At 41.5% G+C, this 17522-nt stretch carries 16 protein-coding genes and 2 pseudogenes; 13 read left to right on the plus strand and 5 right to left on the minus strand.

What is annotated here, in order from left to right:
• A pseudogene (locus tag DA100_RS07080) lies at positions 1-394 on the minus strand (transposase); the annotation flags it as partial.
• A 78-nt stretch (positions 395-472) separates the two neighbouring features.
• Between DA100_RS07080 and DA100_RS07085 the strand changes: the two are divergent.
• A complete protein-coding gene (locus tag DA100_RS07085) occupies positions 473-3217 on the plus strand; it encodes a VPA1262 family protein (RefSeq protein WP_276608335.1) in 2745 nt (914 codons plus the stop codon).
• 420 nt (positions 3218-3637) lie between these two features.
• On the plus strand, positions 3638-4699 hold the full coding sequence (locus tag DA100_RS21115) for a hypothetical protein (RefSeq protein ID WP_206208553.1): 1062 nt from the start codon (positions 3638-3640) through the stop codon (positions 4697-4699).
• A gap of 325 nt (positions 4700-5024) precedes the next feature.
• Here the strand turns inward: DA100_RS21115 and DA100_RS07095 are convergent, their stop codons facing one another.
• Together DA100_RS07095 and DA100_RS07100 are read right to left on the minus strand one after the other, a co-directional pair.
• Positions 5025-6269 carry a HAMP domain-containing sensor histidine kinase gene (locus tag DA100_RS07095; protein ID WP_138971540.1) on the minus strand — a complete coding sequence of 415 codons (1245 nt, stop codon included), beginning with the start codon at positions 6267-6269 and terminating at the stop codon, positions 5025-5027.
• Positions 6241-6909: a response regulator transcription factor gene (locus DA100_RS07100; protein WP_138971541.1), complete on the minus strand. Its 669-nt coding sequence runs from the start codon at positions 6907-6909 to the stop codon at positions 6241-6243. The genes DA100_RS07095 and DA100_RS07100 overlap by 29 nt, the downstream gene beginning before the upstream one ends.
• Positions 6910-6998: 89 nt before the next feature.
• Here DA100_RS07100 and DA100_RS07105 point away from each other — a divergent pair, with 89 nt between their 5' ends.
• The 10 genes from DA100_RS07105 (at position 6999) to DA100_RS07150 (ending at position 15594) form a co-directional block, all read left to right on the plus strand.
• Positions 6999-8171: a DUF5666 domain-containing protein gene (locus DA100_RS07105; protein WP_138971542.1), complete on the plus strand. Its 1173-nt coding sequence runs from the start codon at positions 6999-7001 to the stop codon at positions 8169-8171.
• A 72-nt stretch (positions 8172-8243) separates the two neighbouring features.
• A complete protein-coding gene (locus DA100_RS07110; RefSeq protein ID WP_138971553.1) occupies positions 8244-8624 on the plus strand; it encodes a NirD/YgiW/YdeI family stress tolerance protein in 381 nt (126 codons plus the stop codon).
• Between the two features lie 74 nt (positions 8625-8698).
• The gene (locus DA100_RS07115) at positions 8699-9340 is read left to right on the plus strand and encodes an AcfA family outer membrane beta-barrel protein (RefSeq protein ID WP_138971543.1); all 642 of its coding nucleotides are present in this window, start codon (positions 8699-8701) and stop codon (positions 9338-9340) included.
• Positions 9341-9832: 492 nt separating this feature from the next.
• A complete protein-coding gene (locus tag DA100_RS07120; RefSeq protein ID WP_138971544.1) occupies positions 9833-10582 on the plus strand; it encodes a hypothetical protein in 750 nt (249 codons plus the stop codon).
• Positions 10583-10672: 90 nt separating this feature from the next.
• On the plus strand, positions 10673-11353 hold the full coding sequence (locus tag DA100_RS07125) for a hypothetical protein (protein WP_138971545.1): 681 nt from the start codon (positions 10673-10675) through the stop codon (positions 11351-11353).
• A gap of 107 nt (positions 11354-11460) precedes the next feature.
• A complete protein-coding gene (locus DA100_RS07130; RefSeq protein WP_138971546.1) occupies positions 11461-11706 on the plus strand; it encodes a hypothetical protein in 246 nt (81 codons plus the stop codon).
• Positions 11706-12305, plus strand: coding sequence for a hypothetical protein (locus tag DA100_RS07135; protein ID WP_138971547.1), 600 nt, complete (start codon positions 11706-11708; stop codon positions 12303-12305). The genes DA100_RS07130 and DA100_RS07135 overlap by 1 nt, the downstream gene beginning before the upstream one ends.
• Before the next feature lie 219 nt (positions 12306-12524).
• Complete coding sequence (locus DA100_RS07140; protein ID WP_240800887.1) at positions 12525-14264, plus strand: PAAR domain-containing protein; 1740 nt, start codon at positions 12525-12527, stop codon at positions 14262-14264.
• Entirely contained in the window at positions 14261-14692 is a 432-nt protein-coding gene (locus DA100_RS07145) for a hypothetical protein (RefSeq protein WP_138971548.1), read from the plus strand. The genes DA100_RS07140 and DA100_RS07145 overlap by 4 nt, the downstream gene beginning before the upstream one ends.
• Positions 14693-15198: 506 nt before the next feature.
• The gene (locus tag DA100_RS07150; RefSeq protein ID WP_138971549.1) at positions 15199-15594 is read left to right on the plus strand and encodes an NUDIX domain-containing protein; all 396 of its coding nucleotides are present in this window, start codon (positions 15199-15201) and stop codon (positions 15592-15594) included.
• A gap of 20 nt (positions 15595-15614) precedes the next feature.
• Here DA100_RS07150 and DA100_RS07155 read toward each other — a convergent pair.
• Positions 15615-16178 (minus strand): annotated as a pseudogene (locus DA100_RS07155) (IS110 family transposase); the annotation flags it as partial.
• Between the two features lie 89 nt (positions 16179-16267).
• Here DA100_RS07155 and DA100_RS07160 point away from each other — a divergent pair.
• The gene (locus tag DA100_RS07160; protein ID WP_138971550.1) at positions 16268-16942 is read left to right on the plus strand and encodes a hypothetical protein; all 675 of its coding nucleotides are present in this window, start codon (positions 16268-16270) and stop codon (positions 16940-16942) included.
• 244 nt (positions 16943-17186) lie between these two features.
• On the opposite strand, the gene DA100_RS07165 is transcribed toward DA100_RS07160, so the two are convergent.
• Positions 17187-17522, minus strand: a 336-nt coding sequence (locus DA100_RS07165) for a transposase (protein ID WP_138971551.1), incomplete at its 5' end; no start/stop codon positions are given.

The raw sequence follows: 17522 nt of genomic DNA on the forward strand, positions 1-17522 counted from the left end.
TCGTTATTCGCTTTAGGCTGGTATCGATAAACCGAATCACTAATGCCAACTGCGCGACAAGCAAGACGTAAACTGGCATTGTGCCGTTGTCTGGCATACTCAACCAGTTCGCGTCTTATCGCTGGCTTTACAGCTTTTTTTCTACGATGTCCTTGAGAATTCGATGCTCTAAGCTCAACTCAGCAAACATGGCTTTCAAGCGACGATTCTCCTCTTCTAAGTCTTTAAGGCGTTTGACTTCAGAGGCTTCCATCCCACCGTATTTTGCTTTCCAGTTGTAGTAGGTGGCATCTGAAATGCCGTATTCACGGCACACTTCATTGACCTTACGACCCACTTCCACTTCTTTTAAGATTTTGACGATTTGTGTTTCTGAGTAACGTGATTTTTTCATCGCGGGTTCTCCTTCTATGCTCAGTCTAAGCCGAAGAACTCTAAAATGGTATGCCACTAGTTTAGGGGAGGTTTACAACTGGATACTGACACTGGGATGGCTTTCGCAACGATAGATGCTTGGCGCTTGGGTGATTTAGAATTTATCTGCGCCCCAGGCCTGACCAATTCTGAACGCCGCAAATTTGAGATCATACTAAAAGGCAAACACTCCTCTCTTAAACTCTTCGAGTCGCTCACACAAGAACCAGCCGACCTAATGGTTATATTGAATGCATATAGCAATGATAGCGTGCAAGCTTCATACGTTTCTCGCCTTGATAAGAGTATGTCTTATCCGCTAGAGCACAAATTCATAATCGAAGACTTCAAGAGCCAAGTGACCACAGCATTCACTCTAGAGATCTATGCATTAGGGAAAGCTGGCGAGGAATCATACCTGCTTCTAAAGACAGGGAAGTACTTCGTCCGTGGTGTCAATCTGAACATGCAGATGGTTGAGCCGATTAGCTCAACTGATCGTATGGGTTGGCTAGAGAAGCAAGTGCCAGCCCGAGAGAAGGCAAAACTTGACGCTACTGGACGTGTTGCGCGGGCAGTTCGGAATTCGCATTCGGTCATTGGTGGACACTTCAATGATCCATGGGTTAGTCAAAGTTGTCTGATTGAAAGTAATGTGAATAATTTACTTCCGAAGGCATCGACCGGACGTTTCTTTCTAACACTCTCTAGTAGCGGTGGTACAAGTCGTTTGCACTTGGTCGATTGGCTACGCCGTATATTCGAGCGACATCATGATGCTCAAATAGCTTGGTTCGATCCGTTCATGGAAGATGTCGGAATAAATCTTCTAAATAGGCTCGGCACTGAAAAGGGAGACTACCTCATAATCACCACCGAGAAGCAGGCAAATAAGGACAGCGAGCTGTCGCCTAAACAGCCAACTCGCATCCAACGATTGCTTGCGAGTTGTGATGGATGGGGCAATGGTTACTTCGGCAATGTTCAGCTAAAGGTGCTGGCTGTGCCTGATAGCAAGATACATGATCGAATGATCTTGATTCGATCAGCCGATGGTAAACCACTCGCAGGCTACCACTTATCCAACTCGATACAGCGAGCCAATGACAACTTCCCATTGCTCGCAACTCCAATCCCACTTGATATATTGCCCAGCGTATTCGAGTTCGCTGATGGAATAATCCAGAGCACTTTGCATGGGGGTAGGAAGCAATCCCCTACCGCAAAGCTCATTTTCGACTCGAATACTTATAGCCCTGAAATTAAAACATGTGGAGTAGGACTAAACCATCAATCCTCCTTTATTGACGCCTGTCGGTCAGGTGAAGTTTTTGCGTGGTGGCTGAACGACCAGGAGTTAGCAGGGCTCTCTGGCTCTGCTCTGCTCGATATGATGCATTCTAAGAAGTACATGAAAGATGGAGAGCTTGCTCCAGAGCGCTTCGAAGAGCTTCCGTCGAAATTCTGGAATGAAGGTTTTCCACTCCAAGATTTTCACTCGGCTTGGGATGCACTTGGTTATGTTCTGGCTTACTCACATGCAGGTAGTTTATCCATAGAAGATAACTCCCCTTTATCTGGTGAGCTGAAACAGAAGCTTCTGGAACATTTGAACCCGTTAAGAGTCGATGCTCTACCGGCAAAAATCAAAAAGAGTTATCTCGATATAGAACATTACCGAGCGAAGAGCCTCCGCGAGCTTCTCCTGTCTAACGAAGAACCAAGTAGAGTGCTCCGCGGCTCGGGTTTTGAAACTGCATGGAGTGACTATTACGCCCTCAAAGTCCTATGGTCAAGAGCTCCTCAAGACCTCATCGACTGGTTGAGTGTTGCATGTTCTAACACTGTTGGAGAACATCACCGAAAACGTGCTCTGGTTGAGCAAGCACTCTATATTATTTATTTGGGATTAGAATTTGATAAAAGTCCCGAAAAGATCGAAGCGCTTCTTAAAAGCGATGCGAGCGTAGCAACTTGGTTAGGGCTTCATGCCTTAAAGAATGCAATCAACTACGGTAATTTCAGTACCGATGCACTATCTAAACTCAGCCTTGTCAAGTCAACCTGTGAACAGAAAGCTGTCTTATGTTGGCTTATCAACGAGGCAAATAACGATAATTCTGATGCCAAATCACAATTGATCATCAAACTCCTTCAGTTGTTTGAAACCCCATTGACTGACAAACAACTACAAGACACCCTTCAACCTCTACGTGACAGACTTGGTAAACTTCATCACTCCACGCCGTGGATTCTAGAATCTTTGCTGATACCTATGATCGAAATGAAGGTGATTGATATAGCACAAGTGTCAAGGACATGGCTGGGAGAACTGATAGCCCAGTGGCGATCGATACTTGATGGTGGTGACAACCTGTATTTCAAAATTGAAGGTGATGGTGCATTCACCGATGAGCTAGCCATTTTGGTGGCACATATTAACACAACAGACCAAGCACATGTCATCAGTGAACTCTGGAAAATATTCAACTCGCTTGCTCGAACAATCAGGAAACCATTGAGCGCTCAGATCAGTTGGTCATCCTACATCAACGCGTACAATGTTAACCTTTGGCTCTATGCTCTATCTTGTCGAATTTCATTTTTCGTTCATTGCGATGAAAGCCAGCAATTAAAGGGGCTTCTAGAGCAAAGCGAATCGTTGATCGAACGCCTATCGGATTCTGATAGGGAAAACTTTACGAATCAAGACCTGTTGAAATACTTCAGGCGCGAACCTGATCAGATCAAGTGCAATAACATCTTAAATACCGTTGATACTGCAATCAACTCCTGTCAGTGACTCTCAAAGAGACTGTGTTCTCAGCGCAGTCTCTTATGTTACTTACTTATCTAAGTGGATAAGAAATGCTGACCAGTTAAGTGTGAGTTTTCGATACGAAAAGTAATCCGTAATTTACTAATTTAGCAAAACCTATAAAACGTTCATGTCCAGAGACGTGCCAGCACGATAACTGCTAGAACGTTTATGCCCCAATTCGAGTTAGAAAGGTACTCAGTGGGTGAGTTGTTTGACGATTTTTTCCATAGATTAACTAATACGTATGGCAATGGAATAACCTCATTCTTATAAACGTGCATGTTGAAATTTTGTGGGGGTATCAGACGTAATCTACTAGTTTTAATCTCATTTCATAAAGCCCCTAGCCCTAAAGGCAAGAACCTCGTTATAATCCTTTCTCTTATGAATGAGGATGCATGGATGAAGAAGAGAGCTTTAGTAGCAGCAATCATGATTGGTATACCTAGCTTGTCGTACGCTAATGATTGTAGTGATGCCAACATGAAAGCCCAACGATTAAAAAGGGATTCTATAGTTCTATTTACCGAGGTAATGGATAAAGACTTCGAAAATAACACAGCGCTTTTAATCAAACAGTATGAACAATTAACTCATGGATTAAAAGGAGTGAGAGAGCTGGCTGACATATCAGAAAAAACACTAAAGCATTGTGCAGGGAATGGCTTCACAAATGAAATATACAGTTTAAAAAACAAAGAAAAGGTAATGTTCAGCGTCGCCTTTACACGTGATTTCAAAGCTTTTTATGATAAATACCTTGTCCCTAACAATACATGGACAGAAGCTACAATGGCTTTCGAGTCAGATATAATTAGCAAGCGTAATCAAATCAAAATCAACATTCAAAATGCGGCAGAACAAAGCTTGAAGAAAGAAAGTGAAAGGAAGTCTGCTGCCGAAGCTGAAGAAAAAGAACTCGCTGAGTTAAAAAAAACACTTGATAAGGTCAAACGTACCAAACGAGAAAACGACACGGAAAACAAGAGTGAGAGACATACTAAGCGATATTCAGCTGAGTCACATACTCCTGTAAAAAGTGGGTTTGACACCTTTGTACTAGAAAGTAAATTGGCAACAAAAGCTCTTGAATGCAGAACCCCTAAGATAACACCTGCATCTGGTAATTGGGGTGCCCTATATGGATGTATACAAGGAAGAGCAGAAACAGTTAAGTGGTTTATTAACGAAAAAGCCGGTACAGGCAAAGTAGCTAATATTAAACTTATGTGGAACGATTGGTCTAAGGATGTCGGATATGGCATTCACGCTGACAAGCGAGAAGCTCAAAGAGCACTCGATGCGCTAATAAATATATATGCTCCAACAGAATCTCAACCTCTCAATGACGCATTCTGGGGGAACACAAACAGAACCATAGAATCCAATAGTTTTACTTTTGACTATAGCTACACAAAAGGTCCTGCAATTGACGAACGTCTGATTATTGTTAGGGCTAGATAAGCGGTAGCACATCAATACCCTTATATGTACTAGGCAGAAACTGTTCTGACACGTTTCTGCCCCATTTTCATTTTTGCCAAAAAGCTTGCGGTCATAGATAATCGTATTTCTCCCAAATTTATCTAATCTGACACCCAAAGCTTACAATGTATGAAATATGGGGATTCATTTATGATTCTCGCTCCAAATGAACATACTGATTTTACCCTGTAAATTGCTTTGAAAGTGTTACAAACTATTCAAGATAGCTGTCCTTGAAAAGTGGCTAAAATATTCGCTAAGAGTGTTTAAGGGGCGATAGGTCTACCTTCCAGATACAATTATCTTACGAGAGCATAAAATCAACCTTAGCAGTAAACCTCGCTCCATCATCATTGAGTTCAAACGGCCACCTCATGCGTTCACAGATACGTTCAACGATCACTAAGCCACATCCATAGCCAGCATTGTAAGTCTCATTACCATCGTGACGGTTCACTATGGTCAATTGAGTACCATTAAGGACAATTTCGATATCTCCGATACTATAACTGAATGCGTTCTTGATCAGGTTGTTGATCACGATTGTCACAAAGCTTTCAGGCGCATGCACCACACCGCTATTTAGCTCATCCAGTTTGTACTCTGCACCCTGTTTAGCAAATAGTGGTGCCAGTTCCGCTAATTGTTGATTCAAGCACCCTAGTAAAGCGTGATCCGCGTAATGTTGAGCTTCAACTTTCTCTTTGCCCAACAAGAGGAACGCTTCAGTTAACACTCGCATCTCTTCACAAGCCGTTTGCATGCGTCTCACCGCCTTTTGAGCCACCGGAGGCTGATCCGGCACAAGAGCTAAAATATCGGCAGAGCCTTTGATTACCATGATTGGCGTGCGTAACTCATGAGAGGCAAAGCGGCTAAACTCTTGTTCACGACGGAAGTAACCTGCAATCTCATTTTTGCTGTCGAGCAACGTCTGCTCAATATGGCGAGTCTCACTGAATTTGGTATCAACATTAAACGTCGGTTGATCTGGGGGCATGTGACCAATTTTGTCTTCGATCTTAGCTAAAGGTCGAGACAAAATCCGGACCATGTATACGCCATACCCGACCATGATAATGGAGAACAAGCCCCCTAAGAAAAATGTAAACTGATGCAACGAGCTTTCGTATTCATCCAAATAGTCGTCTGAGTCATCTTGGAACACGATGTACATCAAACCTTTTCCAGAAGGATGCTCAAACACTACGAAGTGCTTATCCTCTTCCCCTAAAAGATATTCGTAGAATCCAGGGAACTTAAACGATAGTAACCAATCCGGCGTTGGCGCTTCGCTCCAATAAGAGTCAAACTCCCGTACATTGGGTAATGGCGCCTCCCAACCCTCCTTTTGGTAGTTCTCTTTATAAAGCTCAACTTCTGTATCTAGCCAATGATGCAAACTCAAGACTTCAAGTTTGTTCTCCGCAACGTAGATCAGTGACCAAAACAACGTAAACATCACAAAGGTCATCAAACCAAAACTCCAGCGGATCTTACGGTATATACTTGGGTATTCTTTATGCTTTGAGTCGGTAACCTTGTCCATGAATCGTCTCTAATCTGGAATTATCAAAACCCTTATCGAGTGCCGTTCTTAAGCCATAAATATGGCTTCTTAGCGCGTCACTCCCCGGCGGCTCGTCACCCCACACATTCTCAATCACTTCAGTACGAGAAACCGCTGAAGGGGCACGTCTCAATAATAGCTTTAGGATTTTGGTTTGAATGCGACTGAGCTTGATATGCTTCCCCATCCGAGTCACTTCATTAGTGCGGGCATCCACACTAATATCAGCAAACTTCAGCGTGCCGATGTCTTGTCTTGGGCCTCGATTGGCCAGAGAGTGAACTCTCAAGCTAAGCTCTTGCATCGCAAAAGGCTTTATCAAATAATCATCGCCACCCGCATTAAACGCAGCCACTTTGTCATCTAAGGTATCTTTGGCGGTTAAGAATAAAATTGGCGTTCCACATAAGAATTCTTGACGCAGTTTCTCAACCGTACTAATGCCATCGAGTTTTGGCATCATGATGTCCATAATGATGACATCATAATGATTTTCTTGAATTAAATTTAGCGCAGCCTCTCCATGGTAAGCGCAATCTATCGTTATCCCTTCCAGTTCTAGATAATCAGCAATAGTTTCTGAAACATTGTGATTATCATCGACAATTAATATTTTCATAGGCTCACGTTTCTTCACAAACACTTCACGATACGCGTCATAAGATACAACCAAATTCATAAATAAGCTTTCAAAAATAGGTCGCTATCATGAAAAAATTAGCGCTTGTAACGGCAGTGGGTGTAGCATTATCTGGTTGTGGCGGGTCTAGTGACAGTGGTGGTTCAACACCACAACCTGTTGCGAAGCCCAGCACTGCAATTGGTACGGTTGAATCAGTCAACGAAGCGAAAAGCACCATTACAGTAAACGGCTATACCTATCGTGTTTCTGAAGTGATGTATGGTTCAAAAGAAACGAATCTAGGTGCTGTTCAGCCAAACATGATGGTTCAAGTTGGTTCTGGAACAGAGAAATCGACAGAGGAACCAGTAGTCGTTACGCTAGAGCCAACCATGACTGGCACAGTGACGGCAATTGATCATGTAAACAAAACCTTCACTGTTAACGGTGTCGAACTTCATTTTGAAGGTTTGAGTAATGAAATCGACCAAGGCGATTGGGTTATGGTGTCCTCACTACCAACCGCTGATGCTGGCTACAAAGTGCTATCCGTTGTGAAGTTTGACTTCGACTACAACGGTCCTGATGAAATCGAAGGCCGTATCTCAAGCATTGATGCAAATAACAGCACCTTCAAACTGGGTGCAAACACGACCGTTTCTTACGACCGTGTTGATGGCTTAGAAGTTGGTCAATGGGTTGAAGCTGAAGGCTCAATGCAAGGCGACCTTTTTGTAGCAACCGAAGTAGAAGTTGAAAACTATGACAGCCTTGTTGGAGATAATGATGTGGAAGGCATCGTGACATGGGTTGCGAACGATTACAGCCAATTCTCATTAAACTACCGTGGTAACTTCGCTATCGATAACGCAACACGTTTTGAAGATGGTACCAAAGCTGATCTTAAACAAGGCCAAGAAGTTGAAGTGACATCCGTAATGAAAAATGGTGTTCGTACAGCGACAAACGTTGAAATCGACGGCCCTGATTTTGATGGCGACCACGACAGCAACTGGCAAGGTAAAGAGTTTGAATGTGAAGGTGTGGTATCCAACTACGATGTCAACACTGAGACTTTCCAAGTAACGCGTTGTGAGAATGACGCTGACCAAACTATGTCGAACAACACGGTTGTGATTGACGCTCAAACTCGTTTCGAAGGTTTAAGTCAACACAACCTAAATGGTTCTCGAGTTGAAGTGGAAGGTGTAATCATCAACAACCAAAATATCGCACGTGAAGTGGAAGCAGAAAAATGAAATCAATAATCAACCTCCATTCATGTTGATAACGTTAATGCAAATTCAGTCCATAAAAACAGAGAATCAATGATGAAAACAAAACTTCTAATGTCCACTTTTGCTCTTGTTGCTTCTAGCAGTATCTTTGCACAAGGTTTCACTGGTAATGTTGCTCAAACACAATCTGGCTTTTCAGGGCCTACACAAGGCATTTCTACAGTAGCACAAGTTCCTGAGGCAGGGATATTCAGTGACGATATGCCTGTAACATTGACAGGTCATATCAAATCATCTCTTGGCGGAGAAATGTATCTCTTTGCTGATTCTACAGGTGAAGTTACTGTAGAAATTGACCACGACAAGTGGTTCGGCCAGTCTGTCACACCAACAACAAACGTACAAATTATGGGTGAAATCGATAAAAACATATCAGGTGTAAAGATTGATGTGGATGCGATAAAAGTCCTGTAAGTATTTTATATGTCTACAAACGCTTCACATTAAATGATTGATAATCACGCAAGATAACCATAGAGAATTTTTATATGAATAAAATATTACTTTCATTAATACTAGCAGGCGTATCTTTCAGTGCAGTTTCAGCACCTTATGTCGGTTTAGAATACGGTTTCGGTTCAACTAGTCACGATACACAAAGTAACTTCACATCATCTCCGGTTACACTGGTACCATCGAATGAAGAGGGCATTTTAAGTGGATTTGTAGGTTATTCATTAACGCCATCTTGGGCGATTGAATTTGGTTATAGTCAGTTTGAATTGGATGATGATCGTTCACTATTTGTGAAATATGACCCTGCAACATACATAAAAACAGAAGAAGAATGGAATTCAAAAGTAAAAGCAAAGCAATTCACTCTAGCTCCTGTTTATACGTATACACTGAGTGAAAAATGGCAAGCCAAATTTAAGGCAGGCTTAACTTATACTCAGTACGATGTAAGCGGTTCTCATTACCTTGAATATGAAAATGAACTAACTGATGTTGAATCCATTACACCTAAAAGTAGTTACTCAAATACATCCAATGAGATAGGTGGTTTGGCTGCTGTAGGAATTGAATATGAAGTGTATTCACAATTAACGGTTGGAGCGAATGTTAAATACCAATTTGATAGTTTCGCTAACACGGTATCATTCAACATTGGTTCGACCTACTACTTCTAAAATCACGAATTAACCATTAAAGGGCTTGGAGTGACCAAGCCTTTTTATTTCAACTCGTTTACTATAGTAAGCCTAAGAGTTTATCTTCACCATTTTAGAGAACAGGGCATTCACAAATGGGATAAACATAATAAACCCACGATTTTACTCATCGCACTAGCTCCTCACAACTAGCTTTGCCATACCTCTACTTATTTATGTTTTGCTAATGTATGGTTTCCCGAAAATGATTTCTGTCCAGATGTGTGCTGGCGGGGCATGTAACACAAAAATGCCCCAAAATCATTCAGCATCCAATTCCTGACCACTTTCTCATGTCAGTTCTTGACCTACATTTACTAATAGCAGATTATGAGCCGAGTTGAGCAATTATGATTATACAGACAGTTAGAACAGTATGTTGCTGATATGGTGTCTATATTTTCTGAAAATATTATACAGACAGTGTCTGCTGAAAAAGCACTGTTAGACATCTCAAGAGACTGAGGACATATGCAAGTATCTAGAAGAACAAAGTTTTCATTAAGTCAGCTTTTGGGAGTAATAGAAAAACCAACAGTCTATGTGATTTTAGATAAATTTGGTTTTGACCCTCAAATGGCTTCTTCGCCTGCCGGTATTAGCAATGAAGTTACGGTTGCATCAGAAGATACTCTGACCGAGATGTTTATCGAAATTATACAAACCAATAAAACATTGCGTAACCAAACATCTCCGAGGTACAAATTTGACGATCAATACTCAATTCTTAAGCAATCTCTATTGCTAGATGGTTACAAGATCGAAAATGACACCATTGAATCGCTGGACCCAAATTTCAAAGGGCACGAGCCGGTAGAGGATGCTCTGCTGAAAGAGCTTGATAACTCTTCTCTACAAAATAGAGATAATGTGAAGCGATCTATTAATGCTTCCGCTGATGACTTTGTGAAAGCCCAGCCTGATTACAACGGTAGCTTAACGAATATTCGTATTGCGCTTGAAACACTGGTTAGGGAAATTGCATGTTCAAAAGGATTTAGCCCTACAGGCAGCGGAAATACATGGGGTCCGTCACTTGCATATCTAAAATCTGTTAGTTTCATAGATCAAAATGAAGAAAAAGCTCTCGCATCTGTGTTTAGCTTTGTTAGCAATGGGGCACATATTCCGCTTGGTTTTAGTCATGAAGAGTTTGTTCGCTTGGGGCGTAATATGTGTTCTTCAATGTGTTACTTTGTAATCAAGAAATACAATGCCTAACAAACGCAAGCACAGCGACGGATTTTTCGTTGCGGCTTCGCCTCCACTACAAATCTTCGAGTGATGCGGGCGTTAGGTAAAGGAGGACAAATGTCAGTTTCTAGGTATTTAGTTGAAAATCACGGTTCTAATCAGGAATCGATCAAGTTAGCATTTGCTCAAGCATTCCAAGTTTGTCAGGCTAGTGGGTTAAGTAATATAACATTGGTATTTCCAACAAAGGGCACGTTTACTTCTTCAGACGTAGCTGGTTTTTTGGGTGACCAAGCTGCAAAAGCTTTGACTAAAGGATCTGCAGTAAATTTAGGAAATGGGGTCTCGCTTACTTTTGAAATACCCAAAAATATCAGATCATTCGGTGGATATGATGTCTTGCTTTCAGCATATCTAACGGGTAAAGATATGGACGTAATCGATGGTGTCCGTAACGTAAATAGCATTGTTTTCCTACCTTGGAATGAGGAAGAGGGTAAACGTTGGCTTTCGACGTGGAATCCTCAAGTAGTTGGCAAGCAATCATGGAATGCGCCAACTAATTCTTTAACACAGCCCGTTCAAGACGTTGTTTTGAAATTGGGTCGTTGTATCAATATGTCTACTGGCTTGGCACACCCATCAGATAAAGATATGGCAAAAAGATTATTTTCAGAACTTAGAAAAAATGGCGTGTCCGCATCTTCTGAAGTGGTAAGGCAGTTTGCCATTCAAAATGGTTGGGAACCATCAAGAGCACAAGAATTAGCCAAATTTGCATCTAAATATATTGAGTAGAATTTACCTAGCAAGGCGAATTAATTGACAAAATATATGTCACGAATTTTTCTTCGCAAAATTTAGTGCCATATATTTTGCAACTGTTCTTAGCTAGGTGTACGAAAGTGGCTAAAAATTGGCTATGGAGCTACAATGTACAAAAGAAAGTAAAGTATGGAGCCTTTTCTATGTCTATCAAAGAGTTAACAAATAAAGTTAGGTCGGCCTCGCCAAAGCGAAGCCGTGCTGCACGGGTAAGGATGCTCAAAAAAGCTCAGATTATTGATAAGAATGGGTACTACTCTGAACGTTACTTTTCTGAAGAAACTGTAGAAAAGGATAAAGAAGCAGGTAAGGCGATTACGGCGTAATGTACAATAATAAAACCTCATTTGTTTATGGCTTTCATGGAATTGACAAGCAAGCAGCAACCAAAATCTTGCAGCATGAGGATGAATTTAAACGCAGTAATAACGATTATGATTGGCTCGGTCAGGGGACTTACTTTTGGGAAAATAACTTTGAGCGAGCAAATCAATACGCAGTAGAAGATAGCAAGCGTAAACATTCCAAAATCAAAGAACCATTCGTCCTCGGTACTGTTATTGACTTAGGCAACTGTCTTGATTTACTCGATCAAGAACACTTGGACTTCTTGAAAGTTGCATATGAAGATCTCAAAGAGACTTTAGAAAAAGAAGGTAAAGAACTACCAGTAAACCAAGGGTTTGGTCCCAATGATTTTGATTTCCGCAAGAGAGAGCTTGATTGTGCAGTAATTCGCTGGGCTCACGAGCTGGCAAGAGATCAAGGCATTCATTTTGACACTGTTAGAGCAGCTTTTTGGGAAGGAGATGAGCTCTACCCTAATGCAGGCTTTAGGCAGCAAAATCATATTCAAATTGCAGTGTTAAACCCTAATTGCATCAAAGGTATTTTCATTCCTAGAAATAAAGTCGACTATCCCTAGTAAGCATAAAAACACCTAACAAACGATCAAGGAATCAACATAATTTTCCTAATCCGACATAAACGTTCTAGAGCATGAGGTCTAGCATATTATTGTCCAACAATGAGCTAGCTTCTGTAGCTGGCTTTTTTCCGCCCCTTTATTGGTTCCAGTAAAAAACAAATGGGTAAATAGTCGAATTTTCCTCAATTGTCGATTATGTGACCTTTTGCCTAGGGTTTGTCCGTTGAGTTTGTTGATAAAAAATCAATTGCTTATGCTTGCGAGTACGTTGAACGTTTCTTCAAGTTGGTAAGCATCATGTTTAATAATGCCGTCACCGTTGGAACCCCAACCACTACAGGCGGAAAAGTCTTAACAGGCACTGCTGGCGTAAAAATTAACAACTTGGATGTGAGTCTCTTGGGAGACCAAGCTACCTGCACTTGTGGGGATGAAAACTGTCGTGGAGTCGGTCCAATCATCCAGGGCCGCCCGCGAAATATTAAGATTGGTGGTAAGCTGATAGCGATGAAAGACGATCCGGTTGATACCGGATGTGGCAATTGTTTTGTGCTTTCGAGTGGCGACGCCGTGAGTCTTGGGCCTCAAATGTCTGGCTCAATTAATATGGGTGCAGGCGTCAATATAGGGCAGGGTGTCAATATCAATATGGGGTCGGGTGTGAGCTTGGGGCAAGGTGTCTCCTTTAGCGGTCGCTCAGCTGATGCTGCTTCATCTCAATCTCTCGCCAGTGCAACACAACCGAGCATCGCAGGAAAACCAATTACATCAGCCCCTCATTCTCAGACCACTGCGGGCTTTGAGGAGTCGAATGAGCTTAACGATATTGATGACGTGTATATAATTTTCTCGGGCGAAAAGATAGATATAAAAACATTTGCTAAGGATGTATACCAGACTGACTCTAATGAAATCGTTCAGCACATTATCAAATTGAATCCGCACTTAAAAAGAACGTTCCACTTTTTAACTAAAGGGATGCCTATTGTCGTTTCGCCTTGGAAAACGGTGCATCCAGATGAAGCAAAAGCCATTACTCAGGTTTCTGAATTGGCTGAGTTGTTTTTTACACTTTCGGAAGAACAGCAAGAGTGGTTTTCTGACCACCATGAAGAGTTCGCCAGTGTCATGCTTACATCAACAGCGATGCCCAACTCGACGGTTTATGAAGTAGATGATGGGGAGGTTAAAGAATCAAACTTTACCAATCAAATGATTGCTTCGGTAGGCTCTGGCATTGTAGGAATGAAGATTCAAGCGGAAAGGCTCCAAAAGGAGTTTCAACGATTTGATAACTATTCAAAGTATGTAGGAGAATCGACCAAAGGCGTTGCGGGAGATAAATTGAAGTCAAACCCTGACTACAAACTATGGCGCAAGCAAGCTCGAACCTTTCAAAGAGAAGTTCAAACGATATCGACTCAATTTGGTGCGCCGAATTACATCAAAAACATTCAGGCAAAAAAGGTCAATTATTATCTGAATGTAGGTAAGAAACAGATCTATAAAGCACAAGATTTTTCGAAAGCGGTAAGCGGCATTGATATGACGGCTTTGTATAAAAAGTCGATGGAGTTTAGTAAGCTCTTGGGGCGTGCAGCATGGGTAGCCACCATTTTGGGAGTACGTGATAACTTTATGGATATCGCAAAAGTGTGTGCCAAAGACGAAGGGTTTTCTGAAGCGTGTATGCGAGCAGGTGTGAAAAACACAGCATCTATTGCTATGAATGTCGGTGTAGGGGAAGGGATTGGTTTTGTGGGAGTTAAATTGGTCCCTGTTTCTCGTGGTTTGTCGATTATTCCTATGGCCGGAGGTTTGTATATTTGGGGATTGTATGGTGTGGATCTATCAAACTATATAGGAGATAAGGCCGAATACGCTGTTTTTGACTTGTATGATGATACTGTTGAGTTTATGAGTTCAACCGTAGATTATATTGAGAGCCTATTATGATTAATGGTGTTTCAGCTTTGCTTTGGCTTCCTTTCTGGGGAGGGATGGTGATAAGTATTGTGGTTATGATTGTATCTGTACTTGGCAACTTAATAACATTACCAATCATTATATTTCTTCTTCGAAACAGAAGAGACTATTTGATCGATAAACTTGATATCTATGCTCCAAAAAAAATACAGGGATGGGCTCATTTCCCATCGTTTGCATGGATCCGCTCTAGCCAGCAGGCATTTAGTTGGTTTCATCGTCATTCAAAGGAAGAAATTCAATACTGGCGTAACGGTATAAAAAAAGAGCTTGGAAGTGTTTATTGGTTGTACCGGTTGAATACAGAATGCTTGAGGTTTAGTTTCCTGAGTATTTTTTTTGTGTTTGTATTTATGGGGATAGAATATCAATTTGGGATATTAGGTATTCCTTTCTAAATCCTCAAATTTTATTGAAGGGCTGTAATGGAATGGTTAACCTAGATAACCCCGACAGGGATTCATTTAATGTATATTAAAGCAACGTATTGAGTTGGTTTACTCGTCAATTTGCTTTAAAGGCGTCGAGTCTTTGGATATCCTTTAGAGGATTACGCAAAAATAGAGGCCGTCAAATTCCCTCGGTAATTAAGCGAACGACAAAGTCGCTTGGTAATTAAGGTACGACAGAATCGCTTGGTGTTCACACTTCACAGTTGGCACTTCCTAACTCAGAAGTTCCCCGAAATTACTTAGATTAAATACTCTACATAATTCAAGGGGCGTGCGTTTGCCCTACTAAAAATTATTCGATTGAGTTGATTACTCATCATTCTTGTTACTAGGCTGCATCTTGCAGCTTAACTTCCTTTCATGTGTCACAAATTATTGATTATCAGTTGAGTTGATATGAGAATGACTGCATTTTTGAAGGATGAAAAACGACAATTTAAGGGAACATATAGATGGAAGTAAATGAATGTATCTCTTTTATCATGCTAAATGGTTCAGAGGTATTGCTAGAAAAACGCAGTGAGCAAAAGGAAACTGATCCCGGTTTGATCACTATACCTGGTGGCCATATTGAATATGGTGAAACTCAAATTCAGGCGTTGTTCCGTGAATTAAGTGAAGAGCTCAATGTTATTCCAACTGAATACAAATATTTATGTTCTCTTTACCACCCAACGAAAGAACTGCAGTTAATCCATTATTTCATTGTTAGTGCATGGACTGGAGATATTACAGCTCAAGAGGCTGATGAAGTTAAGTGGTATCCATTGGATGTGAGCCAAGTCGGAATTCCTGCTGACAGTATTGCATTGAAAGAAGTGGAGCGGGTTAGTCGTTATCTGTACTAATTCAGATCTAGTCGGAACTAATACATATGAGCCTCAGCTAGCGTAGCACGTGCTAAGTTAGGAAGCTCGTTCTCAGGGTTCTCAAGCATATCAGGCACTAGCCTCATTAATGAAGCGCGACCAACGGGGATGATCAAACCAAATTCAGAAAGTAGTGCACGGATACGATTCATCAATGCGGTACGCTCGCGCACCCAATGTTCTCTCATTCGATGAACCGATAAGATAGCTTGTTGCTCAGGGGATTTGACAGGAACAAAGCGAGTGGCAGGTCTTTGCACGGCTTAGCATATAGCGACCGCATCATTGAGGTCATTTTTTCCTTTGGTTCGATATGGCGTGACATACTTAACCGCAATGATACGAGCATCGTGACCGAGTTTGCGTAATGTTCTCGCCCAATAATGTGCACCACCACACGCTTCAACACCTATTCGCATAGGTGGCATATTTGCTATTGTAGTCAGCAGTTTAGAGCGAGTAACCGACTTATGAAGTAGGACTTTTCCATTTTGGTCGACAGCATGAAGACTAAAATGGTTTTTAGCTAGGTCGATACCGCAAAAATAAGAATAATCAGACATGGTGCCTCCGGTGCAAATGTATTCCACTTAAGTGTGGCAGATCCTCGGGAGGGGGAATCCATGTCATTCGTTAGAAAAGGGAGGTTACATTGTCGTACGAATGGGAAGATGCACTGCAAGATCAATACATGAGTGAACTATATTCAAGTATTGAAGACGAGTTAAGGGAAGAGCTTTACGATGAGCATCGAGAACAAGCAATCGAAGAATTTATCTTTGAACGCATGCAGTCTTATTATCGAATAAATCCAAGTTTGGCAGTCAATGCTATTAAGTTTCTAAAAAAAAGTAAGAACACTCTAGATACAGATCCTACGATATCGTTGATCTACTCTGCTATATCAATTGAAGTGCTAATTAAGTCTGTTTTGCTCAAACCGATTATATATGGAATGGTGCACAATGAATATGCAGCAGAAATGATTTCCAGTTCGCTACTTAAGCAGACAGGGGTTGATAGGTTTAAGGACTTGGTGTTTAACGTAATAGATGAAAATGTTGATTTGGGTTGCTCCATTAGTGGCTACCAAAGAAAAGGGTCCGATGTCACATTATGGAAAGAGCGAGACCAAATTCAAAAAAAACGTAATTCGATAATGCATGCTGCTGTTGATTGTTCGCATGCTGAAGCTCAAAACGCACTGGATATAACTGGCGAGTTTGTACGTATAATCTTGGCGGTAATTCAGAACTTTGGATTAGATCTGGCTTCGAATGGTATGGTCACAGACTATGTACACCCAGATCAACAGTCCCTTTTCTAACAAGCATTTAAGTGGGATTCGCAACGCTTATATGGACTCCCTATTGTTGTCAAAAAGTATTGTTAACGAAGGTTAGATGCTTGCTTATATACGGGCTCTAGTTGAGAAGCTATCTCGGGCCACTTTGATGTGTTCGCACCGTCATGACTTTATCTTGGCAGCGGTATTTAATACCTAAGCGTTGCACAGTCTCTTGAAGGTTGGTCTTACCTGTTCGTTATCACGGTCTTTTTGACTAACTCTGTTAAGCCACAAGGAATTGTGGCTTGTAATCCTCTCCGCTTTCTATCATAGCGAAGGCTGTTCGTACGGTCTTATTTGCCAATGCTATTGCAGCAACCTTTTTCCCACGTCTTACCGTCATTGCTTTAAGCCATTGCTCTTTTGATGTACGAGCTTCTCGCTTTTCTAATTTGCAAACGACCCCAATGGCTCCATTGTAGAGGGCGTTACGCAGAGTGTTGTTGCCACAGCGTTTAGCAATAGCCCCTATATTTTGTTTGCCTCCACTACTATGTTGAACAGGAGTTAATCCCAGACAGGCAGAAGCATGTCGTCCTTTTGAAAAATGGTCTTTTTG

The organism is Vibrio sp. Hep-1b-8 (assembly GCF_006124995.1).
Lineage (GTDB): Bacteria > Pseudomonadota > Gammaproteobacteria > Enterobacterales > Vibrionaceae > Vibrio.